The organism is Methanospirillum hungatei JF-1 (assembly GCF_000013445.1).
GTDB lineage: Archaea > Halobacteriota > Methanomicrobia > Methanomicrobiales > Methanospirillaceae > Methanospirillum > Methanospirillum hungatei.
In genome coordinates, this window is record NC_007796.1 from 834377 (window position 1) to 858415 (window position 24039).

Annotated in this window: 14 protein-coding genes and 3 CRISPR repeat arrays; of the genes, 6 read left to right on the forward strand and 8 right to left on the reverse strand. The window is 43.3% G+C overall.

Annotated elements, in window-relative coordinates; translation table 11 throughout:
• The first annotated feature begins 3 nt into the window (after window positions 1-3).
• From MHUN_RS03825 to csx2, 3 genes are all read left to right on the forward strand, one after another.
• Window positions 4-2202, forward strand: a complete 2199-nt coding sequence (locus tag MHUN_RS03825; protein ID WP_011447762.1) for a tubulin-like doman-containing protein — start codon at window positions 4-6, stop codon at window positions 2200-2202.
• Between the two features lie 70 nt (window positions 2203-2272).
• Window positions 2273-3955 carry an HD domain-containing protein gene (locus tag MHUN_RS03830; protein ID WP_011447763.1) on the forward strand — a complete coding sequence of 561 codons (1683 nt, stop codon included), beginning with the start codon at window positions 2273-2275 and terminating at the stop codon, window positions 3953-3955.
• A gap of 11 nt (window positions 3956-3966) precedes the next feature.
• Entirely contained in the window at window positions 3967-5244 is a 1278-nt protein-coding gene (gene csx2 / locus MHUN_RS03835; protein WP_011447764.1) for a TIGR02221 family CRISPR-associated protein, read from the forward strand.
• Window position 5245: 1 nt separating this feature from the next.
• On the opposite strand, the gene MHUN_RS03840 is transcribed toward csx2, so the two are convergent.
• Window positions 5246-6499, reverse strand: a complete 1254-nt coding sequence (locus MHUN_RS03840) for a TM1812 family CRISPR-associated protein (RefSeq protein WP_011447765.1) — start codon at window positions 6497-6499, stop codon at window positions 5246-5248.
• A gap of 36 nt (window positions 6500-6535) precedes the next feature.
• Window positions 6536-6661: a hypothetical protein gene (locus MHUN_RS19700; RefSeq protein WP_275039201.1), complete on the reverse strand. Its 126-nt coding sequence runs from the start codon at window positions 6659-6661 to the stop codon at window positions 6536-6538.
• A gap of 64 nt (window positions 6662-6725) precedes the next feature.
• Window positions 6726-8946: a CRISPR direct-repeat array (repeat unit 36 nt; unit sequence GTTGCCATACCCTTCTATTTTCGGGTCACTTGCAAC).
• Window positions 8947-9051: 105 nt separating this feature from the next.
• Here MHUN_RS19700 and MHUN_RS18135 point away from each other — a divergent pair.
• Window positions 9052-10037 (forward strand): IS1-like element ISMhu11 family transposase gene (locus MHUN_RS18135; protein WP_143709314.1). Its coding sequence is split into 2 segments (ribosomal slippage): window positions 9052-9445 and window positions 9445-10037, totalling 987 coding nucleotides; the frame shifts between segments, so codons are not numbered across the junction.
• A 49-nt stretch (window positions 10038-10086) separates the two neighbouring features.
• Window positions 10087-10612: direct repeats of the CRISPR family, unit length 36 nt; unit sequence GTTGCCATACCCTTCTATTTTCGGGTCACTTGCAAC.
• Window positions 10613-10855: 243 nt separating this feature from the next.
• Here MHUN_RS18135 and cas2 read toward each other — a convergent pair.
• Window positions 10856-11143: a CRISPR-associated endonuclease Cas2 gene (gene cas2, locus MHUN_RS03850; RefSeq protein ID WP_011447766.1), complete on the reverse strand. Its 288-nt coding sequence runs from the start codon at window positions 11141-11143 to the stop codon at window positions 10856-10858.
• The gene (gene cas1, locus MHUN_RS03855) at window positions 11140-12135 is read right to left on the reverse strand and encodes a CRISPR-associated endonuclease Cas1 (protein ID WP_011447767.1); all 996 of its coding nucleotides are present in this window, start codon (window positions 12133-12135) and stop codon (window positions 11140-11142) included. The genes cas2 and cas1 overlap by 4 nt, the downstream gene beginning before the upstream one ends.
• 156 nt (window positions 12136-12291) lie before the next feature.
• On the opposite strand from cas1, the gene MHUN_RS03860 reads away from it, so the two are divergent.
• Together MHUN_RS03860 and MHUN_RS03865 are read left to right on the forward strand one after the other, a co-directional pair.
• Complete coding sequence (locus MHUN_RS03860; RefSeq protein WP_011447768.1) at window positions 12292-13599, forward strand: metallophosphoesterase family protein; 1308 nt, start codon at window positions 12292-12294, stop codon at window positions 13597-13599.
• On the forward strand, window positions 13589-17437 hold the full coding sequence (locus MHUN_RS03865) for an AAA family ATPase (RefSeq protein ID WP_011447769.1): 3849 nt from the start codon (window positions 13589-13591) through the stop codon (window positions 17435-17437). The genes MHUN_RS03860 and MHUN_RS03865 overlap by 11 nt, the downstream gene beginning before the upstream one ends.
• Before the next feature lie 56 nt (window positions 17438-17493).
• Here MHUN_RS03865 and MHUN_RS03870 read toward each other — a convergent pair whose 3' ends face one another.
• From MHUN_RS03870 to MHUN_RS03885, 4 genes are all read right to left on the reverse strand, one after another.
• Entirely contained in the window at window positions 17494-18345 is an 852-nt protein-coding gene (locus MHUN_RS03870) for a RecB family exonuclease (protein WP_011447770.1), read from the reverse strand.
• Window positions 18346-18449: 104 nt separating this feature from the next.
• Window positions 18450-21086: a CRISPR direct-repeat array (repeat unit 36 nt; unit sequence GTTGCCATACCCTTCTATTTTCGGGTCACTTGCAAC).
• Window positions 21087-21375: 289 nt separating this feature from the next.
• Window positions 21376-22665: an RAMP superfamily CRISPR-associated protein gene (locus tag MHUN_RS03875; protein ID WP_011447771.1), complete on the reverse strand. Its 1290-nt coding sequence runs from the start codon at window positions 22663-22665 to the stop codon at window positions 21376-21378.
• 11 nt (window positions 22666-22676) lie between these two features.
• Window positions 22677-23450 (reverse strand): type III CRISPR-associated RAMP protein Csx7, encoded by a 774-nt coding sequence (gene csx7, locus MHUN_RS03880; protein ID WP_011447772.1) that lies wholly within the window; start codon window positions 23448-23450, stop codon window positions 22677-22679.
• A complete protein-coding gene (locus tag MHUN_RS03885; RefSeq protein ID WP_011447773.1) occupies window positions 23450-24037 on the reverse strand; it encodes a hypothetical protein in 588 nt (195 codons plus the stop codon). The genes csx7 and MHUN_RS03885 overlap by 1 nt, the downstream gene beginning before the upstream one ends.
• Window positions 24038-24039 lie beyond the last annotated feature (2 nt).

A 24039-nucleotide genomic window follows, 5' to 3' on the forward strand; every position in this document is an offset into this window, starting at 1 on the left:
ATTATGAGTGATAAGGATTTATTTGAGGAGTCAGGTATCATCCCAACCCTTGCAATTGGTGTCGGGATGGGGGGAGTGAGTGTTGTCAAGGAGTTCATCTCTTTTGTTGAGAAGAATGGAATCATTGATAATTACCGGTTTGTTGCAATTGATTCAAATATTGATGATCTGAACAGGATCATAGAGTTTGCACCAAATACCTCGAAAATTGCGATTACCGATCACCAGTACGATGTGATGAATCTGAAAAAAAATTGTCCATATCTGCATAAATGGGTCGTTATGCAAAAGGGAGGTGCTCTTCAGGAGCGGGTGTATGGACGATTTCTGCTTGATCTTCACAAGGAAGAGATAACAAGGACGATTACTGCCCATATACATGATCTCTCAAATCTCTGGAAAGAGAAGGAAGGTGGCGGTGAGAAGCGGGGTCACATTGCAATCTGGATTATTCATTCTCTGGGTGGGGGAACAGGTAGTGGATCTTTCCCGGCTCTCGCCATCTATCTGCAGAAGATAGTAAAGGAAATCCTGGGTAATAAAGGAATTACTCCGCATATCTATGGGGTTGGTATTCTTCCTTCCGGGACAAATATTACCGACATCTCAACTGCAACGTTCACAAAGAGATATTTTGCTAATTCCTTTGCTGCTCTTGAGGAGGTTAAGGTTCTGGCAGCAGCATCAGATGTTGCCCCTGTAACCCTGAAACTTCCGTTTCATGGTGAACCTATTCAGGTTACGGAACGGCCTTTTGAACGGTATTTCCTGTTCGGTATTGATGAAGAGCTGACGACGAAGCTTCGGAAGGAGAAGGGGGAGATGGTTGATGATTATCTCTCCCATGCAAATAAGATTATTGTAACTATGATGTTTGCTCTTCCCCAGTATCCAAAAGGTTTGGAGAATCTATGGAAGGATGTTCCAAGTCCTTTTGCCTCTTTTGGAGAAAGCGAACTGAATATTCCTATTCGGTTGGTGAAATATCTTGCAGGGGAAAATGATCTTCTCGGTCCTGTTATTGATGAGAATGAATCGGTGAAGGCAGAATTGCGTAAGCTGGTCATTGATGCGATGAAAGAATTTTTGCGGAACTTGAATGAGTCATTTCTTGAGGACCGGGCGTTAGCAGTGTTCCAGGAGTATCGTCTTTTGGGTCTGGCTTATTTTGTGGGGAAATTGCAGAATCAGATCAATAAACTTCAGATTAATATTCAGTCAGAATATGAGGAAGAACTGGATACCTGGTGGGAGACGCTTAGAAGTGAGAGCTGGTCATGTGACCAGATTGAGCGGGCAGGGGTTGTTGGATTAGAAGAGAAACATAATCTGATTGTTGAGCTTTTTAATTCCCGAATTGAGGAACTTGTGAGAAAATTAGACTCACTTCTGGTCAGTCCTTTGAAAAAGCCGGATCTTCGGGAACGAAAGGAGAAGATTGAGAAGATTTTGCATGATCTTGAAGTTTTAAAGGTAAAAACTCTGAAAGTCAGAACATTAAAGCAATATGTTGATACGAAGATAGGGGAGAAACTTTCTCTTCAAAACCGTGATTCGAAGGAGAAGATCCTGGGTGTTGCATCTATCGTTACCTTTGCGAGGAAGAAGGATGCATACCGCCAGAATGTCTTGAAAAAACGGCTTGGTCTGTCTGGAAGCGGTCGGGTTTTAAATCCTGCTCTTTCTGAAGATATTATGAACAGCGTCTCTTTAGTGCGAGATATCAATGTTGCCCATATGAAGAGTCTGGCTGATTATTTCCAGACTCTAAAGTTTTCACAGAAAGATGTGGATAAAATTATAAAGAATAGGATTGAGCAGTCCCGTGACCGGCACCTTTCGGTTGCAATCGGTTCAGGGGGGGAGATTCTTACAAATCCTCGCGAAGAACTATTTATTTTATGTAATATGCTTCATGAGAGTGCACTTGGAGATAATATTGCATTTGCATCAATGAAAGTGGTGAAGATACCAAGTCAGACATATAATGATGAGAAAGTTGAGTTTATTGACTATACTCTCAATCTTTCAATTGAAGATGTGAAAGAGTACAATATTCGAAAAGCAGAGTATGTGCAGAATAAATTGAAAGAAAAAACCGATATTGCCGGGCCTATTGGAACCATCTTTGCATACCCGGAGTGGTTCCCGAAAGATCCTCTTGTTCAGGAGGTCTATCTGGATATCGGTTCTGAATCTTAAATGATCCGGATTTCTTTTTTTCCTGATATTTGTATGAGATATTTGATGACATATGGTATAATGGTGAATTATGATTAAACGGGCACTTTTATTTGGTGGGACAGACGGGCATGGCATTATTATGACTGGTCTTTCCGAACGGGCTTTAAAGGGAGAAGGGTTTGAGGTGATTACTGTATGTTCGTATATCCGGCCATTACCGGAGAAGGAACAGGAATATGCAGATTATGGGACTCATATACCATGTTTTTTCTGGCAGTATACGTTTCCCTATTATATGAAGAATTTTGTTTCCGATTATTCCATTGTTGTTATTGTTGATATTCCCTTTCCTGAGCCTGACAACCGGTGCCCGTCTTTATCTGTTGATCAGATTGTTGAGGAGATGAAATCAGCACTCGAGATTGTTCCGAGAATTGTCCTGATTGATCATCATAAGAACTCATTTACGCATTATGGAAAGGTTTCACAGGTTGGTGCGGAGGTTGTAATATCTTCATCAGCCATGTTTACTCATTACGGGAAACCGGATAAGTTTACTCATAAATGGGGGAGATATGGAGCAATTTGTGATAGGGATGATGCTGTTCTTCCGGTAACTGAAGAGGAAGAGATTTTTGCTGCACGAATAGATGCTGCGAAAACTGATATTGAAGGGTGTCTTAATGCAATACGGCAGGATGATTTTTCATTTTTTAACCATTTCTCTCCGGATATTCCAAAGCCTGATACGGTGATGGAGTATGATTCATTTCTGTATATCCCCAGATTAGCGGAAGGGTTTGGCTATAAACAATTGGATCAGGCATGCAGGCAGTATAGAAAGGATTATGCTCTTGGAGTTAGTTATCAGAACCCTGATAACCCAGTAATCCTTCTAACGACGTATTGGAAATCAGATAACCTACCGGTGGCCCTGTTGCTTGGTATGACCAGATTTCGTGGGCATGTTACTGCTCCGAATATTGATTTTTCTCATGAGATGGTCGACGATCTCATCTCGTTGTTATCTCATCCAGATAAGGGAGAGATCAAAGAAAGCGGACAGATTCTTTCTAATCAGTTCTACTCCTATGTTGCAAGGTTTTTAAGGCGGGTTGAGATTCCGTACTTTCTGACCCTGCATAAATGGGGGCATGTAGAGCATGTTATCGCGAATGCACGGACGCTTGGGTCACTGTATGGTCTTTCAGATGAAGAACAGAAAATCCTTAACTGGGCCTGCCTTCTCCATGATATCGGGTATGGGATCGATCGTTCAATTTGTCCGGATTTTGACGAGATACACCGTCGCCATCATGAGTTTTCAGAACAGATGGTTCGTTCATGGGAAAAAGAGGGGTTGTTTTCCGGGTTTTTGAATCATGATGAGGTGAGTCTTATTGCTGATATGTGTCTGCGTCATCGGAAGAAGATGGAACTTCCAGGCAAGGAGAGAGATCATCTGTATATTTTGCTCAGGGTTGCCGATGGGATGGATAATGATTACCGAAGGGCTCAGAAAAATGATGAAGGGACACTCTATAGTGAATTGGATAAGCATTTAAATGAAGATTCCAGGCGTGAGTGGGAGAGCCATCAGGCGGTTTTAGGGCTTTCTCTGAATATAAGGGATGATGTTCTGACTTTTGTAATGATTGTTCGTGACCGGGAAAAGGCCTTCGTGAAAATTCAGGATCTGGAACGTGAGACTGAACCATTAAAACGGTATTATAAGATTCGGATAGAGATTATAGATATTACAGATGAGTAGAGGGAGATGAGATGACAAAATTACTTTCTTTTGTCGGTACCGGGCAGTTATATGATACGATATATCGTCTGAATGGTGAGGAGTATCATACAGCTGTCGTTCAGGAGGCGTTATGCCGGTATTATAAGCCTGATGAGGTTGTGCTGTTTGTGACACGTGAGGCACGAAGCAGGAATCTTCCCATCATTGAGGCTGCGATTCCTTCTACTCCGATTACTATTGTGGATATCCCTGATGGGAAATGCGAAGATGAGATCTGGGATATCTTTTCAATAGTGACCGATTCGGTGCATGAGAATGATGATATTATCTTTGATATCACACACGGGTTTCGATCCCTGCCGTTTATTGCCCTGCTTTCGATTGCGTATTTGAGGGAAATAAAACCCTTTTCACTGTCTGGTGTGGTGTATGGCGCGTTTGAGGCTCGTGAAACGATTCACCTGGAATCCGGGAAAGAGATTTCTCGGGCACCGGTCTTTGATCTGACCAGATTTGTGAGTATTTTTGACTGGATGGCAGGGGTCAGGTCTTTTCTTCATCATGCCGATGCCGGGGTACTTGAGCAGATGGTTAACCAGATCTCTGATGAGGAGTTTTCACAAATCCAGAGCAGAAAAGGGACAAAACCGCTTATGGACCTGTTAGGGCCGATGTCAACGTATGCCGCGTCTGTACGGCTGTCACGACCGGTCGAGGCGATGAAGACTGCATATAGTATTCAGGAACGGTTCGAAGCTGCTACTGGAGCAATTAAAAAGCATACTCCGGTTCTGACGCCGCTTTTATCAAAGATATCAGAGATAGAACATTTCGCGTTGCCGGAGCCTAATATCCTGACCGATGCTGTGATTCAAAAGCAGCGTGATCTTATTCAGGTTCAGCTTGAGATGGGGCTGTATCAGCAGGCGGTCACGCTGGGACGGGAATGGATGGTAACGGTACTGCTCTTTGCTGCAGGGGCCGGGGAAGAATGGCTGAAAAAAGAGACCCGAAATGAAGCGGAGAATTCACTCTCTGGTGCAGAGAAGGTACTGAGTACGCAGTCTAAAGCCCAGTCTCTTCGTAATGATAAGGAGAAACCCAGGTTCCTGGACTGGTTCTGTAGTCATGTTTCCTGGAAGGAGATGACCGGAATTTGGAGCAGGACCTCGCAGATGAGGAATGAACTGGCCCATTGCGGGATGAACCCAGAAAGCCTCAAAGTCCGGCAACTGCAAAAAAAGGTTGATAAATTTCCTGACGTTCTTGATAAGTTTTATGCTCTGATGATGGGATTACCGGGTTAATTCATAATTTGCTGAGTTCCTGATATACATTTTCGAGTTCTCCTGGTATTGCGAGTACGTTATTTTCAAGTGTTTTTGCATCTTTCCTGATTTCTCTCATGCCACAATGTGCCAGATCATTTCTCACCCGGCTAATTTTCTGCCAGGTGTTAGCGATTTTTTCCCATCCGGTGATTTGTTCCAGCCTTCTTACCATTGGTGAGGACTTATAATTTTTTCGTTTCTTCCTGATGGTCAGAGCATGGAGTGCTTCTTCAGCATCGGTTCTGACGGTTTCTTTAAGCCAGGAGGAGAAGAGTCCCTGGTGGCAGATGACTGCAGAGACCATCCATTCCCTGGCGAGTTCGGCGGCCTGCAGATATAGTCCCTTTTCCACCTGGTATGATATGATTGCCAGCTGGGATTCAAGGGTGCTCCAGGAGGGAGAGGAGGATCGGGTTTGTGCAAACGGGGGCATCTCATTTATTTTTTCTAGGACCGGATTTAAGGCAGGGAAGTCTGCATGTATCTTATTTCTGACATTGGCAAGGTGTTTCATGACTTCGATACCGGAATTTGCGGCTTCGATGGGGCGTGCAAGCTGTATGCCAGCGGTGAACTGGCGGAGAGAATCGGCAAGATGAGTAAGGGTTTCATATGGATCCGTATCAGGATAGGGGGATGAAATGGATCCAGGAATCCGGGATGCAGTCACCATGGCCTGCATGCCCCTTGCATCAGCAAAGGAGACAAAGGATCTGACAGCCATCATCCAGTCAACAAGGGTGATGAATGAGGTGAGATCTGATATGGGTGATATTCTACGGGTCTGACCGGTGTGATCACAGAAATCTTCACCTGCTTCGTACGCTCCATACACGACTCCCCAAAGGGTTGCACCGGTTACTTCCCTGATGTATAGGGCGGTGAGGAATGCAAGGAAGGGCATAAACCGGTACGCATGGGTTATGTCAAGAAGGATTTCATCATCTGGGCCAACTGCATGAGATATTTTATCAAATATTTCCCAGAGTTCAGATTCCGTCCGACCATCCGGGATGTCAATGAGGGTGTGTGGATGTTCTGAGAGGCTGGTAATGACGGTGGAGAGATTATTTGTTTTGGCTTTTCCGGTGACAAAGAGGGTTATCATGTCAGGATGGTAGAACTCTGCCAGTGCCTTTTGTATAACGGTAGTATCGCATAGAGATCCGTTAAGGGTGTATCTGGCTGGTTTTAATTCTCCGGTTCCGACAAAACTGAGACATTTCCGCATTGAGAGACCACAGGATACATCTTGGCTTTTTAAGTCTTAAATGATATCGAGTGCCAGGAGTTCGTCAGTTTCGGCATCTTCACGACAGGTGATACAGATTTGAGGCCAGTCGGATTCGTCCTCGTCTTCGAATTCTTCTCCGCAAATTTCACAGATGAACATATCAGTGCATAATATTCCAGGAATTTTATCAAGGTCGGGTTATTTTTTGGCAATGCTATTCGACAGGTAAGTCTCATATTTTCTTCAGGTGACTTGCAACTACATTACCATAATATATTGAAATATAATTTTCACGTTGCCATACCCTTCTATTTTCGGGTCACTTGCAACGCAGACCGCGACGAGGCCTGGGGCAGACTGGAAAGTTGCCATACCCTTCTATTTTCGGGTCACTTGCAACTATTTCTCCTTCAAAACGTTTAATGTACTTATTCAGTTGCCATACCCTTCTATTTTCGGGTCACTTGCAACAGCAGATGACATAGTAAACAGAATCACTGAACTGGTTGCCATACCCTTCTATTTTCGGGTCACTTGCAACCTATTCCCCTGCACGATTGAGAAACCCGGCGCATAGTTGCCATACCCTTCTATTTTCGGGTCACTTGCAACGACTCAAGTGCAAAGAAAGCAATCATAGAACTTCTGTTGCCATACCCTTCTATTTTCGGGTCACTTGCAACTTTCATCCCATGCAAACAGGTGCCGGGCAATCAGTTGCCATACCCTTCTATTTTCGGGTCACTTGCAACTATCAGAATTCTGGAAAGCCGTCTCTCAAGAGCGTGTGGTTGCCATACCCTTCTATTTTCGGGTCACTTGCAACCCTGTCACGAGATGACGTGTCAGCCATGAAGTGGTTGCCATACCCTTCTATTTTCGGGTCACTTGCAACTATCAATTAACCTATGTTCTACTCTTCTGTATGTGTTGCCATACCCTTCTATTTTCGGGTCACTTGCAACATGCGTGCCCGCACGCCTGCACGTTGCCACCTTGGTTGCCATACCCTTCTATTTTCGGGTCACTTGCAACTAACATTGCATTAGAACAACTCTACGTGGACATCGTTGCCATACCCTTCTATTTTCGGGTCACTTGCAACAAATAGCCCGTCGCCAGGCGATGGTATCACGAATGTTGCCATACCCTTCTATTTTCGGGTCACTTGCAACTAACCGATTTCAGGTTACCTTTATAGCATATAACAAGTTGCCATACCCTTCTATTTTCGGGTCACTTGCAACATCTCGAATTACAAGGTAGACCCATGGGGTCTATGTTGCCATACCCTTCTATTTTCGGGTCACTTGCAACCCAATACGTTGGTCACGTAAAGTACGGATGTGAGGTTGCCATACCCTTCTATTTTCGGGTCACTTGCAACTACTTTTTCCGTAAAGGAGCTGCTTACAGAACTGGTTGCCATACCCTTCTATTTTCGGGTCACTTGCAACAACTAAAAGAGGGCCCCCCTAAAATCTCTTAAAGTTGCCATACCCTTCTATTTTCGGGTCACTTGCAACAATCTATAGGGAAGGTAAATCTTTACCAGATACTGTTGCCATACCCTTCTATTTTCGGGTCACTTGCAACAAGGTTTCCATCCTCATAGAATGGAAACAAGCGGGTTGCCATACCCTTCTATTTTCGGGTCACTTGCAACAGATGAGGTATTGGTGCTTAAAGGGCACCCGCTTGTTGCCATACCCTTCTATTTTCGGGTCACTTGCAACAGGAAGAGTCGAACAACAAATTTCAAAAAATTGTAAGTTGCCATACCCTTCTATTTTCGGGTCACTTGCAACTGTGGTGACTTGAGTGGCACCACTATTAGCCGCAAGTTGCCATACCCTTCTATTTTCGGGTCACTTGCAACGGGGGCAGAGTTGCAGATGTTGATATTCACGCTGGTTGCCATACCCTTCTATTTTCGGGTCACTTGCAACGAGGACTTGAGTTGTCCCCTGTGCACAGTCGAAGTTGCCATACCCTTCTATTTTCGGGTCACTTGCAACAACTTCTCCAGCTTGTGCTCTATCTCTATATGATGGTTGCCATACCCTTCTATTTTCGGGTCACTTGCAACTCTCAAATGTAGTGCCCCTTCCCACAAGATTTATTGTTGCCATACCCTTCTATTTTCGGGTCACTTGCAACTGTACCGTCCTTCCATGCTGCAAATCATTAACAGGTTGCCATACCCTTCTATTTTCGGGTCACTTGCAACTCATAAGGTTGATCTCATGTTCTAACCAGGTTACGTTGCCATACCCTTCTATTTTCGGGTCACTTGCAACACCCCAAAATTCCATCTGAACGATAAATATTTTTTCGTTGCCATACCCTTCTATTTTCGGGTCACTTGCAACCGTGTAACCTAATTATCAGTCATTCAGTCTCACATTGTTGCCATACCCTTCTATTTTCGGGTCACTTGCAACTAAAAATCGGTAGTGCCCTGTTAGCAAGCTGGTAATACTAAGTGCAAATAAAGTATTAAATTTTATGTACTAAAAATTAATATAAGTTTAGATATAATTATTTTCATGGTTGGAAAACGTGGTCCTATATTGATTACGTGTCAAAATCCGGATTGTACTTATTTTCAAATTGAAGATGGAAAGAATATTACTAAAAATGGGCATAATTCTGCAGGCAATCAACAGTACTATTGCCATCACTGTCGACGTTTTTTTATTGAAACTAAAAATACTCCTCTGTATGATTCTCGTTTACCACGAACTGCTGTTCTCATAATTGCGAAACACTCGACTGAAAAAACTTCAATTCGAGGAGTATCTCGAGTTACCGGACACCATCGCGACACTATATCTCGATATTATCACTTAATCGGTGAACATGCTGAAAAACTCAACGATTATTTTATTCATGACATTTCCGCGGGGGATTGTGAGATGGATGAAATTTGGGAGTTTGTTCAAAAAAAAACAAGAATCTCCTAACAACTGACTCTGAAGAATTAGGTGATTGTTGGTCCTATACTTGTTTTAAAAGGGATTCTGGATTATTTTTAGCATTTGAATCTGGAAAAAGAAATATTGATACTTGTGCAGATATGTTAGTTCGATTTTTTAACCGAATGGAACTTCCAACGCCAGAAAACAAAATATCGATTTTTACTGATGGAAACGTCCAATATAGCATTTGTTTACCTGAATTATATTGTGAGCCATGCTTGGATTATGGTCAGGTGATCAAAGTAAAAGAGAAGAATAAACTTGTTTATGTCATTCGAGAGAAAATTATGGGAAATCCAGATAGTAAAGCAATCTCTACCTCAGTCATTGAGGGCTACAATAATAAAATCAGACAACGATTGAGCCGTTTTGGAAGGAAAACTGCCTCTTTTTCAAAAAAACTCAATAGATTCATTTCAGCGCTAAATATCTTTCAATTTGTGCATAATTTTATCGAAGTAAAAAGTAGTCACAAGTCTCCAGCAATGTTAGAAAGTATTACTGATCATCTTTGGAATTGGAGTGAGTTTTTAAACTACCATGTTCAGTTCTAAAGGAGGCCAGTACCTAAAAATCCCATAAAAACGAAAAAGAAGGTTGTAAGTTGCCATACCCTTCTATTTTCGGGTCACTTGCAACTGCAATACTACCATATCCACCAAATACTCTAAGTTGCCATACCCTTCTATTTTCGGGTCACTTGCAACTTTGTATTATATCATCGAGTAAAAAACTTGAAACAGTTGCCATACCCTTCTATTTTCGGGTCACTTGCAACTTAAATGGTGAACAGTATAATTGACGAAAAATGTTGCCATACCCTTCTATTTTCGGGTCACTTGCAACCCACCAACCGTTATATTCCTTATGATTCATTTTTAGTTGCCATACCCTTCTATTTTCGGGTCACTTGCAACTAAAGAAGCCTACCGATACAGGAGGAAAGATAAAGTTGCCATACCCTTCTATTTTCGGGTCACTTGCAACTGAAAAACACTCCCCCGTCAGAACCCGCCGTTCGGTTGCCATACCCTTCTATTTTCGGGTCACTTGCAACAACGACAGCCTGTTCTCCTGTATCACTGGTGATGATGTTGCCATACCCTTCTATTTTCGGGTCACTTGCAACCGCCACTTTTTTCGCTTAGATTGGCTCAAAACCTATCTCTCCATCCCCCGATTTTCAAAGATCCTACCCGGATCAATTTTGAGCCTTCAGTATTTAAAGAAGTAGGCATAATATATAAATTTTATGTTTCGATCTAAGCCCATTCCGGCCTCCGTTAGGATATTTTTTACCCGGATCGATTTTGAGCCTTGAGTTTATAAAGAACTGGGTAGTCCCTCTAACAGGCCCTGAAAAACCCTTCTTTTAGATCACCTCAAACTGCCGGTTCACCTTGGGTAACTCTTCATGAACGAGAAGAGCACGCTCCATACAGGCATTGCAGACTTCAATCACCAGTATCTTAATACTAGGCTTTGTAAATTCCCGTTTGATTCGTGCATTCATCTGATGAAGTCTCGTTTCCGTAAGGCTTCCCATGAACACACTGTACTGCACCCGGATCAGTCCATAATATTCCAGGACTTTTATCACCTTGTTCCGGTCCTTTGTCTTCTCCACGTCATAACAGACGATCAGATGTTTCACTGTCATGTCCGGTACCGGTACGGAACATACTCATCCCCTTCAGTCAGTGCTTTTCCAATCCTTTCCGCCTGCCTTTTGAAAATATCCTGAAATGTTTGTTCTTCATATTTTACTTTCCCATGTATTCGAGTAAGTACAGCAGCTGCATACTTCTTCTTTGCCATCGTTCCGATCATACAACCACCCTCATCTGGATAGGTAAAATCATCAGGTGTGGCCATATGTTTAGCAAGAAATGTCACAACGGTCCGGTCAACCACTGGTTGTCTGAACTCCTCAACCAGATCGTATACCAGTGCCTCCTGCTTTTTATATGTTTCATGATATGCCCCATAATAAGGAGAATACCCTGACAGCACCAGTGCCTGCCTGGCCTGAATATAGAGCATCCCGTATCCGTAACTGAGTAAACTGTTCACTGGATCAGTTGCAGGATTCTGCGACCTGCCCAAAAAACCCCATTCCTCATCAAAAGCCAATGAAAAACCCTGAAAATACGCATGAGCACCTGATCCTTCTACGCCCCGGAGACTATCAAGACTCTGACATTCGAGAGCCTTATCCTGTGCATCCTCAACAAGTCTAATCTCTCGTGAGAGATCAAATCCACGGATACGTTCAAGATTTGAAAGAAGCGTTCGTTTATTCTCCAGTGCCCCAGTGCATATCGACCGGGCAATCTCAAGTCTTCTCTCCTCCGGAGCAGAAGCCTGAGCCTCATATTGTTCAATGAGAGCAGATCTTCCAAGAGGGAGAAAATGTCCAAAAGGATTTCCTAGTCCGTCCATGAGTGCAATGGCCCCACCATGAGAGGTTACCAGACGAACCGCAGCAGTGGAAATTGAGTGATCGCCCGCTATTGCCAGCAGGTCAAGACCAAGTGGTGAGAGGGTCCTGGGAGGTTCAGCAGTATCACTATCCTTCCCCGTTTCAATCGTCAACACATCCCCACGCTTGCGAATTCGATAGCCGGCACCTGTAATCAGCACCGAATTCATACGGAGGTATTCTGCCGCTGAAAAAAATTAATCTTTGCATGAACATTCATATCAGTGAGGACTGTAGGAGCATCAGGTTCAAATCGTATTATTAATACCTGATGAGGGTCGAAATGAAGTTATAAACCTAAAGGATTGCTTATGGTGGAATAACCCATGCAATTTTATAATAAGGAGATATCCTTCATTCATACAGCAGACCTTCATCTGGCAAGCCCGTTTTCAGGAATATCTGAAAAAAACCGTTCTCTAGCTGATTTTCTTCACCGTTCCATATTTCAGTCATTTGACGCCATCATTGATCTGTGTATTGCAAAGGAAGTCGATGTACTCCTCATAGCAGGAGATGTCTTTGACAGCAGGGAAAAAAACCTCCGTGCACTGCATCATTTTATCAGGGGGCTTGCCCGTTTGAAAGAACACCATATCCAGGTTATCATCGCAACCGGCAACCATGATCCTTTGAGACCAGGACCGGGAGAATCTGCCATATGGGATGATATCCTAAATATCGCAGGAGATAACCCGCCATTTTTCCTGGTACAGTCTGACATGTGTGAATCGATAGATATCAGTCACAACAATAAAATCGTGGCACGAGTATGCGGAAGAAGTTATGCAAGCGCTGAGACATTTGATAATCCTGTCACGAATTTCCCCCGAAAACATGATACATCCATTCCATGGATAGGGCTGGTTCATTGTACCATCGGGTCACCTGGTGATCATATTCCCTATGCACCCCTTGGAATAACAGATCTAACCGGCCTTGGATATGATTACTGGGCACTTGGCCATATCCATGCCGGATATACGGTGCAAGAGAAAGACCCGGTTATCATCTATCCTGGAAATATTCAGGGGAGGAACTGGCGGGAGACCGGGGCAAGGGGCTGCATTTATGGGAAAATACATACTGATGGAACCGTGCATACAGAATTTTTAGAGACTGCTCCGGTCAGGTTTGAAACAAGGGAGATCTCTATTCAGGGAATGGAACAGGAAGATGAATTAAATACTGCCATAGAAAAGGTTATCAATACATCATCGGCAGGCAAGGGGAAAACATCCATTATTCTCTCAATAATCCTTACCGGTAGTGGAAAACTCCACCAAAGCCTAGTACAAACAGACCTGTTAAACGAGATACTCCAGACATACCAGGAATATACGCCTCACCCGCCATTTTGTTATCTTTCCACCGTGATTGACGCGACGACAGGAACAATGGACCGGGATGCAATCAGAGGAAAAGGGGATATCTTTGATGAGATATGCAAAAGTGCAGAATCTCTTGCTGCAGAACCGGACTGTGCGAAAACCCGGGAGATACTCGCTCCCCTCTTCCATCACCATACATTACGTCAGATTTTAGGAGAGATGTCAGAAGAGGAGATAAAACTCCTGATACAAAAGGCTGAAGATCACCTTCTTTTAAGTCTGGGTGCAGCAGATGAAGATTGAAGAACTTGACATCAAAGGGTTTGGCACCCTCATTAACCGGAAATTTTCATTTCCCAGAACCGGGGTGACCATCCTTACCGGCAAAAATGAAGCCGGGAAGACTACATTTTTGGAATTTGTCAGAAGAATGCTCTTTGGATTTCCCACCGGAAGAGTTGCTTCAAAAGAGTATGAACCCATTACAGGTTTGGTGAAAGGAGGAGAATTATCTGTCATATTTCAAGACGGCACAAGATATACCATCCACCGGGTAAAAGCTTCAAATCGGAAAATTCAACAGTATCTTCTGCTGGAAGATGGAACATCAGCCTCGATAGAAGATCTGGATGCTCATATGGGAAAGATCAGAAAAGACTTTTACAACCGAATATTTGCCCTAACGCACCTTGATCTCTGGAACGGGGGTACTCTGGTGAATGACAACTCGGTAAAAGATTTCCTTATCGGCGGACTTCTGAGCATCAAAAAGTCGAATCCTCATGTCATCGCTGAAAATTGTCTCAAAGAAGCGAATAAACTTTTCCTCCAAAGAGGCAGCGCACCTATTATCAATGCTCTCATTGCTGAAATAAAAAAGATAAATAGAAAAATTCGTGAGATAGAGGCAAAAACTGAAGAGTATCATGACAAGAGTAAAAAACTTGAAGAACTTCAGCAGGAGAAGAAAAGACTGGAGGAACAAGAGTTAATCGTTCAAAAAGAACTCTCCCATTACCGGATGCTCTCCGAGGCGCGGGATTCCTGGGTCACCATTGCACAAAAGAAGAATGAACTCAACGAAATAATCATACCTGATACCTTCTCAATAGATCAGGATCGACGAATTGAGGAACTGCAGGAAAAAAAGAGAGAGATTGATAAGGAACTAAAACGACAGATAGAGAAATATGATGATCTGAATTTACAAATCGAACAGATTATATCGAATGAAGCAATTCTGTCGAAAGAATCAGAGATCATACAAATAAATCGTCTCTATCAGCAGTACATAGCCGATATAGGAAAATTGCCCACCATCAGGTCAAAACTATCCGGGAAAAGGCGTGATCTGGACATCGCTCTCGAAGGTCTCGGCCCATTCTGGACTGAAGAGAAATTGGATACCATCATTCTTACTTCTGAGATAAAAAATGCCCTGTTTACCGCCAAAGTAACCCTGGAAAATTCTGAACGGGAACTATTACAGATAAATAATCATATAAAGAGTCTTGAAGAGGAGATTTTTCGAATCAAACAGGATATTCCGATTCCTGACAAAGAAAAACTTACCGCAGCGGATTCAATCATCGAGATAAAGAAAACCATATCTGAAATTCAATCTCTCGAACAGGAAGCGACCCTCCTCTCAAGACAGGTTGAGGAAGCACAGAGAAGGTATGACAATTCCCTCTCATACCTTGTGAATGAAGGCCTAGAAATCTCTCCAGCGTTTACAACCACCTTCCAATACGATGCCGTCAGTTCGTCGGTTCGTGCCTTTGAAGAAGAGATACAAAATCATGAAGAACAACTACGGGCATATAAGACAGCAGATACTCTGTTAGAACGGGATCTCAATCAGTGCAGTAATGATCAAAAGGAGACGGAGGCCACAATAGAATCGCTGGGAAAAATATACCCGGTCGATGCATTAAAAAGACGGCAAAAAGCCCTCTATGAACTTAAAGAACTTCTCAATCGAAGAGATAAACGAAGAGAATCCGGAATTTCTCCCGGTTTTGCTAGTAATTTTACAATATTCGCCCTCTTGTTCATAGGTAGTTTTCTCTGTATTACTGCAGGATTCATCTCCGGCCAGTTTATTTTTATTGGTGTTGGCATTGGTATCCTTCTCATTTCAGGTGTGCTATATCTGAACGACAGGAATACCCAAAATATACGGGCAGAAGAAGATGACAAGCTTGAGCAGGAGATTGAAACCTATTCCAAAAGACTCAATATTAAAATCCTAAAGTCGGATGAGATAGACCGGATAATTAGCCAGACTGAACTACTATCCGATAGATCACGACAGGCAGAAGCATTACAGATTACTCTGTCTCAGATTCTGAAAAGAAAAGCCAAGTCAGAAGAAAATATTCAATATCTGGAAGGAAAGCTGCAAGAAGCGAAACGGGAACTCGATATCACTTTACAGAAGTGGCATGCTTTTCTTGTAGAAATGCTTTCCCCTGGTTTGGCAGAGAGAAATCCATCTCCCCGTAATGTATACTCACTTCTTTCCATGATACAGGTCGTATCCAGAGAATCATCTGAAATCAACCGGATTAATCAGGAGATAGCCAGGATACAAAATAAAAAACAAGTTGCATTGGCCAAATGTCAGGAGATGCTGACTCCACTCATCATAATTTTTTCAATTGAAAAACTTCCTGCCGACATTACCGAGCTTTCAGCATCTATCGATCTCATAACCGAGCAGGTACAGACAGAACTCAATAAACAAGAGAGAGCCAACACTCTTCTTGAGGAAATTAAAAGACGAAAACAGAAAATTGATCAGGCACACCAATATCACACCTCAATCTCTGACCGTATTGTACAAGAACGGGAAAACTTCAATAAAATATTGACTCGGTCAGGACTTCCTGCAGAATGCAACCCAGACCGTCTAGAAAGTCTAATTCAGGAAGTTCTGGCCGCCCGGACACAGTATACAGGGTTGAAAGAGACGCAGCACGAGCTGAATGAATTAGAAAAACAGATTCGGTCATACGAGGAGCAGGTGTATTCTCTTCGTCAACTTATCGAAGAATCAACCAAAGATAGTACGATTAATTTCCTCACTGAACGGCTAGTATCACTACTTTCAAATGAGAAAGATATTGTACGCAAAAGAGATTCCATGATCGAGAGGATAAAAGGGTGTAAAGAGAGGATCGATAATCAGAAGAAAGAACGGGAATTGGTTCAAATGGAGGAGGAATCTCTCCTATCCGAATCAGGTGTTCCAGATTATGACTCATATTGTGAATACCGTTCCATGTTGCAGAGAAAAAAGAATGTTATTCAGGAGATAGACCAGGAAATAGCAATAATAAACAGGATTTGTGGAGATCCTCAAGGATATAATCAAGTCTCCCATGAGCTGTCATTGCAGTCAAAAGATGAGGTTATGGCTGCAATTGAAACAGGTTCATCCAGAGTGAGTAAACTAAGGGAGCAGATAAGTATTATAGACAGAGAGATAGGAAGCATCGGAACCGAGATAGAGATACTCAAACAGTCAGAAGAGCATAACAGGCTCCTACTTGAGAGAAATATTATTCATACGTCAATTCATGAGTACGCACAGAAATGGGCGGTCCAGACCTTGGCTGCGGAAATGCTCAGGCAGTCTCTTGAGAAGTTTGAGAGAGAGAAGCAACCTGCCGTCGTTTCAAAGGCGACAGAATACTTCCGTATGATGACAAACGGTGCATACAGCCGGATTATTCTTCCGATATCCGGAGACGAGTTTGAGGTTATCATGGATAACAGTATCATGAAAGGTCCTGATATTCTGAGTCAGGGGACTGCTGAACAACTGTATATTTCCCTTCGTCTTGCCTACGCAACTGAATACTGCCTGCAAAATGAACCCATGCCTGTGGTGCTTGATGATATTCTTATCAACTGTGATGAGGATCGACATGCACGAGCAATTCGTGCAATCGGTTCGGTTGCAGAACATACCCAGGTTATCTATTGTACCTGCCATAATAAAACCGTGGAACAATTCTCCGATATTCTCGATGATGTCCATGTTATCGATCTTGATTCACCAGATTCAGTATACCAGAGGAGAGAAGATCCTGATGGCATGACGATAGAGGGAGAGGGATATTTCGTGCTTTGAGTATACATATCAATCCGGGAATATCGGTAAAAAAGCTGAGGTATGATCTGATGATCTTATCCTTGATCGCAGATGGCTTTGAAGGCACAATCAATACAATGGTTTGAACTCGGATTGCGGGGGAATTTTTCGTATTCATAGGTGCTGTTCATTATTCTGAACTCATCGGTTATGAGTGCCCAGATATCATCAAGATCGGTTTCAGTAAAGAGATAAGGATGGATAGAGCCGGTTGAAAGAAAATTCAGTTCACTCCGGATATCACGTGGGTCCTTCTGGAAATATTCACTGGCCCAGAGGACATACACTCCCATTTGTAACCTGTTGATCGGTGAATCTTCCATCTCTGCACCTGTCTTCCAGTCGGTGATGATCAAAATTCCTCCAGGATCCTGGCTGATGTAATCTACCTTCAGTAATACTTTTGTGGAATCGACCAGAACTTTGTCGAAGGTTTCATGCCTGATATAGATGTTACCTTTGATATGTGGCCAGAGATCCGAAAAAAACGTATGTATTTGAGTGACACCGGTCTCCCTGATCTGGTCAAAGAAGGTCTCATCTGGTGCTCCGTTGTAGAATTCCGCAATGGTTGTTCGTGAGGTATTCTCGTACATCTGAACCTTTTTCAGATACTGAGATATCATAGCTTCCTGATCTGGTTCTCTTCCTAGATTGTGTTTGTTCATCTGGTCTTCAAGAATCTCATGGATAATCCTGCCCTGGAGAGCATATTTAGGAGTGAGAGATTTGAGCATACTTATTTTTCCAACATCCAGATTACCAGGATCGAGAAGGTACGGGGCAATATTCTGATACCAGAATTTTCTTTTGCAGCGATGCCAGAGCTCATATTTCGTGTGTGACCAGGAGTTGTTATTGTAAAACCAGTCTTTTAATTTTGTCATTGGATTTCACCGGTGTATTGGATTAACGTTTAATCTGGGTGGTATGCAATGTAATATTTTTTTTAATTTAATAGAACAGGGTTTTATTCAGATTTCATTAAAATGGTGGAATATACTTCTAATTTCGGGTCTCTTGCAACATCGTAATGACTGCGCGAACGATCTTATGAGTTAGTTGCCATACCCTTCTATTTTCGGGTCACTTGCAACTGGTACTTGTTCAACCCAATAACGGGTATGGTGGGTTGCCATACCCTTCTATTTTCGGGACACTTGCAACCTACCCAATATTAACCTCATACATCTGTATACCAGTTGCCATACCCTTCTATTTTCGGGTCACTTGCAACTATGTAGATCATTATGGTGATATATCGAGTGTAAGTTGCCATACCCTTCTATTTTAGGGTCACTTGCAACAAGAAAACCCCACATTAAACATTTACATAGATGTAGTTGCCATACCCTTCTATTTTCGGGTCACTTGCAACATTTTAGGGTGACTTGTAACTTACAAAGGTCAGTGGTTGCCATACCCTTCTATTTTCGGGTCACTTGCAACAGGGTAGGTATGGCACATTATGGACCGATTATAGTTGCCATACCCTTCTATTTTCGGGTCACTTGCAACACGTAAGGATGAGTGATTATGGTACGGATACAGAGTTGCCATACCCTTCTATTTTCGGGTCACTTGCAACATTAGATAGAGCCACATTACATGAGGTCTATTATGTTGCCATACCCTTCTATTTTCGGGTCACTTGCAACAGGGAATGTTCGAGAAATGAAATAGAAACAACGTCGTTGCCATACCCTTCTATTTTCGGGTCACTTGCAACTAACATGCTTGACAAAATAGTGGAATGATTTCCTGGTTGCCATACCCTTCTATTTTCGGGTCACTTGCAACTGAACTCATGGAGCTTATCCGATTTCTGGATAAGTTGCCATACCCTTCTATTTTCGGGTCACTTGCAACCAGGTGCTGCACAGGGCAACTGGTGGTATCAGGAGTTGCCATACCCTTCTATTTTCGGGTCACTTGCAACGTTAATGATACGTTCTGCGATTTGTGCGGTAAAGTTGCCATACCCTTCTATTTTCGGGTCACTTGCAACTGTGTACTCGCGTTTCCATTTGCCGTCTGTCCCGGTTGCCATACCCTTCTATTTTCGGGTCACTTGCAACATAATGGATCATGTTATGTTCCCGCCTTTCATGGTTGCCATACCCTTCTATTTTCGGGTCACTTGCAACCTCAAAATAACCCATAATGAGATCTTTGATTCTGGTTGCCATACCCTTCTATTTTCGGGTCACTTGCAACATAATGGATCATGTTATGTTCCCGCCTTTCATGGTTGCCATACCCTTCTATTTTCGGGTCACTTGCAACCTCAAAATAACCCATAATGAGATCTTTGATTCTGGTTGCCATACCCTTCTATTTTCGGGTCACTTGCAACGAACTGGCAGAATAATGATCCAGCCCCAGTATGTGTTGCCATACCCTTCTATTTTCGGGTCACTTGCAACATCTCACTCTCTTATAAGTGAGATGAATGAGGATGAGTTGCCATACCCTTCTATTTTCGGGTCACTTGCAACAAGAGTCTAATGAGAAGTATAAAAAAATTGTAAAGTTGCCATACCCTTCTATTTTCGGGTCACTTGCAACCAGGTGCACAACCTGATGGAAGAACAGAGGGAAAGTTGCCATACCCTTCTATTTTCGGGTCACTTGCAACAGGTTGCTGCAGGTGTTATAGATCTCCCTGATGTAGTTGCCATACCCTTCTATTTTCGGGTCACTTGCAACCTGCCTCCGTTGGTGCTGCAAGGCCCTGCATGAGGTTGTTGCCATACCCTTCTATTTTCGGGTCACTTGCAACTACATTCTGCTTTTAGGTTGGAAAGGGGCTTCCAAGTTGCCATACCCTTCTATTTTCGGGTCACTTGCAACTATATCACACTAAAGTAAAAAACAGATGAAATCAGGTTGCCATACCCTTCTATTTTCGGGTCACTTGCAACAGCCACACGCGGTCCTATCCTGTAACCTGATAACGTTGCCATACCCTTCTATTTTCGGGTCACTTGCAACCGTAAGACTGCGTAAACATGACGTAACTATATCCGTGTTGCCATACCCTTCTATTTTCGGGTCACTTGCAACTTACACTTGACGAGATTGAAGCCGCTAAGGACTTGTTGCCATACCCTTCTATTTTCGGGTCACTTGCAACGAAATACCACAAAGGAGCGTGGTTAGATGATGCCCCGTTGCCATACCCTTCTATTTTCGGGTCACTTGCAACTTTAAAGCGCGCCGAAATTGAGGCGCAGTATAAGAGTTGCCATACCCTTCTATTTTCGGGTCACTTGCAACTATTAAAGATGAAATAAAAATTCTATTGTATTAAGTTGCCATACCCTTCTATTTTCGGGTCACTTGCAACATTCTAGAGGGCTTCTGATTATCCTCAAAGCATGTTGCCATACCCTTCTATTTTCGGGTCACTTGCAACTGCGTATGACAAGTTAACCTTATTAAACGCTAAGGTTGCCATACCCTTCTATTTTCGGGTCACTTGCAACAAATCAGATACTAGAATAACTATATGGTAAATATCGTTGCCATACCCTTCTATTTTCGGGTCACTTGCAACCCCGATTGAGCTCGTACAAGCGGGCGCGGGCGTGTTGCCATACCCTTCTATTTTCGGGTCACTTGCAACCGCCACTTTTTTCGCTTAGATTGGCTCAAAACCCATCTTTCCATCCCCCGATTTTCAGGGAACCTACCTGGATCGATTTTGAGCTTTCAGTATTTAAAGAAGTAGGCATAATATATAAATGTAATGGTTCAATTTACGCCCAAATCGGCCTTCGTTCAGAATATTTTTACCCGGATCGATCTCGAACCTTTAGTTTATAAAGAACTGGGCAACCCCTCTAAAAGGGCCCAATTTTTTCTCCTTTTTTTATGATAATAGATAACTCATATCTCCTGAAAAAAGGGGATACTTATTCTGCAAGGAACTTTTTTGCTGAAAACCGGTTCACCGATTCTACCCGAATTTTAACCCTGTTTTTCGGACTCCCCTGATTATATTTCGAAATCCCGGCACTCGTATTCCCGGTGATCTGAATTTCCTTATCAAAAAACTGAGTAATATGCTCCATTTCATTTTGAGTCATATTATCAAAGACCATATACATCATGAGCGCTGATCGCTTCGGTATATACTCATTCCCAATTCCTTTTTTACCAGCATACCAGGCATCTGATACGATGAGCCGGCCCCGTTGGTTTAATCCTCCAAAAATGGAATCGATGATTTTTTTATCGGTTTCTCTCTGTTCAAGCTTGTGCCGTAAGAACCCTTTAATCGTCGAACCGGGAATAACCGGCCCAAGCCCGTTTGTGACCGTAGGCTCATCAAGCCCTTTCATCGAAAAATCAGTTATACAGGTAACAATCAGCGTAGCGACAACATGTCCGTCATCAAACCGGTTAACCGGTTCTGAGAATGCTTTCCAGTACCGATCAAACCCTCTGTCGCTATCAGGTGAGCTGTTTATCCCGGCAAGATATCGTTTCGCAGCAGATAAACAATCTTTTCCTGAAACCTTATCCCTGGATATAACTCCATCCTGCAGAGATAACTTCGTAAGAGTGACACCTTTCATTGAACAAAACCCGTGACCCCTCGTAGAACCGCCGCCCAGATGTGCCCGAAAATAATTAAACTCTCGAAGAACGAGCATCATGAGCCCTGCCTCTTCGTCAGTCCCGTTATCAAGATCAATATGAAACCGAAATTCAGTACCTGCAGATACCGACTCTTCCGGTCGCATCAGTCCTTTTCCACCAGGTCTGGGACTACCAAAGTGCGGTTGTTCCCGAAGATATCCCTGCCAGTCCTCCTTGGTTCGGCACTCATCGGTCAGGTGTGAATCCCTAATTCTCACCTTTGCACCCCCGTTCATCGAACCAAACATACGGCAGGAAATACAGGTGTCATTTCCGCAAAGAACCATTCCTTCTTTTTTATTCCCGACACTGACACAGCACTTTGAGTCATCAAATGTCCTTACCAGACGCTCAAGTGTACTGCGAAGGATCCCTTTCAGGCTGCTTCCTGGAATATATGGCTCAAATACGCCTGAACCTGCATCAAAACACTCAATTACAGGAGCAGGAGAGAGCGAATACATCGCCGCATTCTGACCCCCGCCAATCCGCATCGGTGTCTTCAGTTCGATAGTCCCTTCAATCTCGTACCGGTTTGAAAACCGGTCTAACGAATCCATACGATCCTCCCCTACTCCTTCTTCCCGGCGACACAGGTTCTCCAGGCAGCTAATGCCTGACTGACAAACGCATCATACTGGGGAGTTCCAAATCCATAGGTTGTACCGGAATAATTCCCATTCAGATAATCATTCGCTGAGATCACCGAAATCTCTTTGATCCTGACCTCAACCTCCCCATATCCCCGGGAGACCCCATGACCCATCGTCCCTGCACAGGCATTGAAAAACTCTACCAGGGAGAGAAGCCCACCAAGACGGGCATAATCTTGTCCATACAATGAACAATTCTCTAGCATTACATAACCGGAAAAAACCGTGCCCTTTGGCACCGCCTCAAGATCGTACTTACTGCCTGGTTTAGCCTTTCTTGATTTTCTATCAATTGCAACCCCGTCTCTGATAACGGTAAACTTTTCCTTTGCAGTTGCATCCCGGATCCGGGCAGGTGATGAATTCCCCCCACTCCCGAAGATCTGACAGACAAGACAGGGATCCACTGCTTTATCTCTTTTTTCTGGGTGTTCCTTCAGCCATCGCGATGAATAACACACATCCGGAATCGTGCAGACCTCAATGGAGCATCCTCGCAAAAGCCGTTCAAGTTCAGTCCGAAGCACCCCCTTGATACTACTCCCGGGAATTATTGGAAAATCCTCACTATTCCTAAGCACTGGAAGATCAACATCAGCCGGCCCAGATGATCCGTGACCTCCGATATGCAGATCAGACTTCGTCACAATATCCCAGGAGATCACCGCCCTGTTCTCAAACGATGAAAACATCAGTACCTCCCCCTCTGGGAATATCCGCCTCTATCCTGATTCCTCTGCCTGTTCTGATCACCACTCTGATGATATCCCCCTTCATTCTTCACCCATTTCTGAATCTGTGAAAACACCTGATCAACCTCATGATCAGCACCAACAACTTTGAGTTCTGCTTCAAGCATCTTCCTGATAGTATCCTGCGACTTTAACTCACCCATGGCAGTGAGAATCGCACAAACTGCATCGGCATTCCAGTTTGCATACCCGATCAGATACTTGAGCTGCTCCCTCACCCGCTCAGGCTCACCACCGGATCTGTTCAATTCATCCACCTGTTCCATTAGTTTGTTCATGAACGGGAGCATCTGTTCCGGTTTCGTTCCTGCATCTTTCCGGGGCAGAAAATACGCGGCACTCTTGACAAAATGGGTGATAGACGCTGCTGCATCATCCATCTGACGAAGAGCTTCAGGGAGAGTTTTGAATTTACTCCGTGAATCAATAACAAACTTATCATCCTTCTTTATTGGCTTGGGCATAAGCACCGTAAGCTCATATGACATGAGCACTATCTTCTTTAGTTCATCAGCATTCATCTGCATCT

Excerpts from the sequence above, each read along its gene's own strand:
- MHUN_RS03825 (WP_011447762.1), top strand. The coding sequence starts at position 4 with ATGAGTGATAAGGATTTATTTGAGGAGTCAGGTATCATCCCAACCCTT.
- MHUN_RS03830 (WP_011447763.1), top strand. The coding sequence starts at position 2,273 with ATGATTAAACGGGCACTTTTATTTGGTGGGACAGACGGGCATGGCATT.
- csx2 (WP_011447764.1), top strand. The coding sequence starts at position 3,967 with ATGACAAAATTACTTTCTTTTGTCGGTACCGGGCAGTTATATGATACG.
- MHUN_RS03840 (WP_011447765.1), bottom strand. The coding sequence starts at position 6,499 with ATGCGGAAATGTCTCAGTTTTGTCGGAACCGGAGAATTAAAACCAGCC.
- MHUN_RS19700 (WP_275039201.1), bottom strand. The coding sequence starts at position 6,661 with ATGTTCATCTGTGAAATTTGCGGAGAAGAATTCGAAGACGAGGACGAA.
- cas2 (WP_011447766.1), bottom strand. The coding sequence starts at position 11,143 with ATGACAGTGAAACATCTGATCGTCTGTTATGACGTGGAGAAGACAAAG.
- cas1 (WP_011447767.1), bottom strand. The coding sequence starts at position 12,135 with ATGAATTCGGTGCTGATTACAGGTGCCGGCTATCGAATTCGCAAGCGT.
- MHUN_RS03860 (WP_011447768.1), top strand. The coding sequence starts at position 12,292 with ATGCAATTTTATAATAAGGAGATATCCTTCATTCATACAGCAGACCTT.
- MHUN_RS03865 (WP_011447769.1), top strand. The coding sequence starts at position 13,589 with ATGAAGATTGAAGAACTTGACATCAAAGGGTTTGGCACCCTCATTAAC.
- MHUN_RS03870 (WP_011447770.1), bottom strand. The coding sequence starts at position 18,345 with ATGACAAAATTAAAAGACTGGTTTTACAATAACAACTCCTGGTCACAC.
- MHUN_RS03875 (WP_011447771.1), bottom strand. The coding sequence starts at position 22,665 with ATGGATTCGTTAGACCGGTTTTCAAACCGGTACGAGATTGAAGGGACT.
- csx7 (WP_011447772.1), bottom strand. The coding sequence starts at position 23,450 with ATGTTTTCATCGTTTGAGAACAGGGCGGTGATCTCCTGGGATATTGTG.
- MHUN_RS03885 (WP_011447773.1), bottom strand. The coding sequence starts at position 24,037 with ATGCAGATGAATGCTGATGAACTAAAGAAGATAGTGCTCATGTCATAT.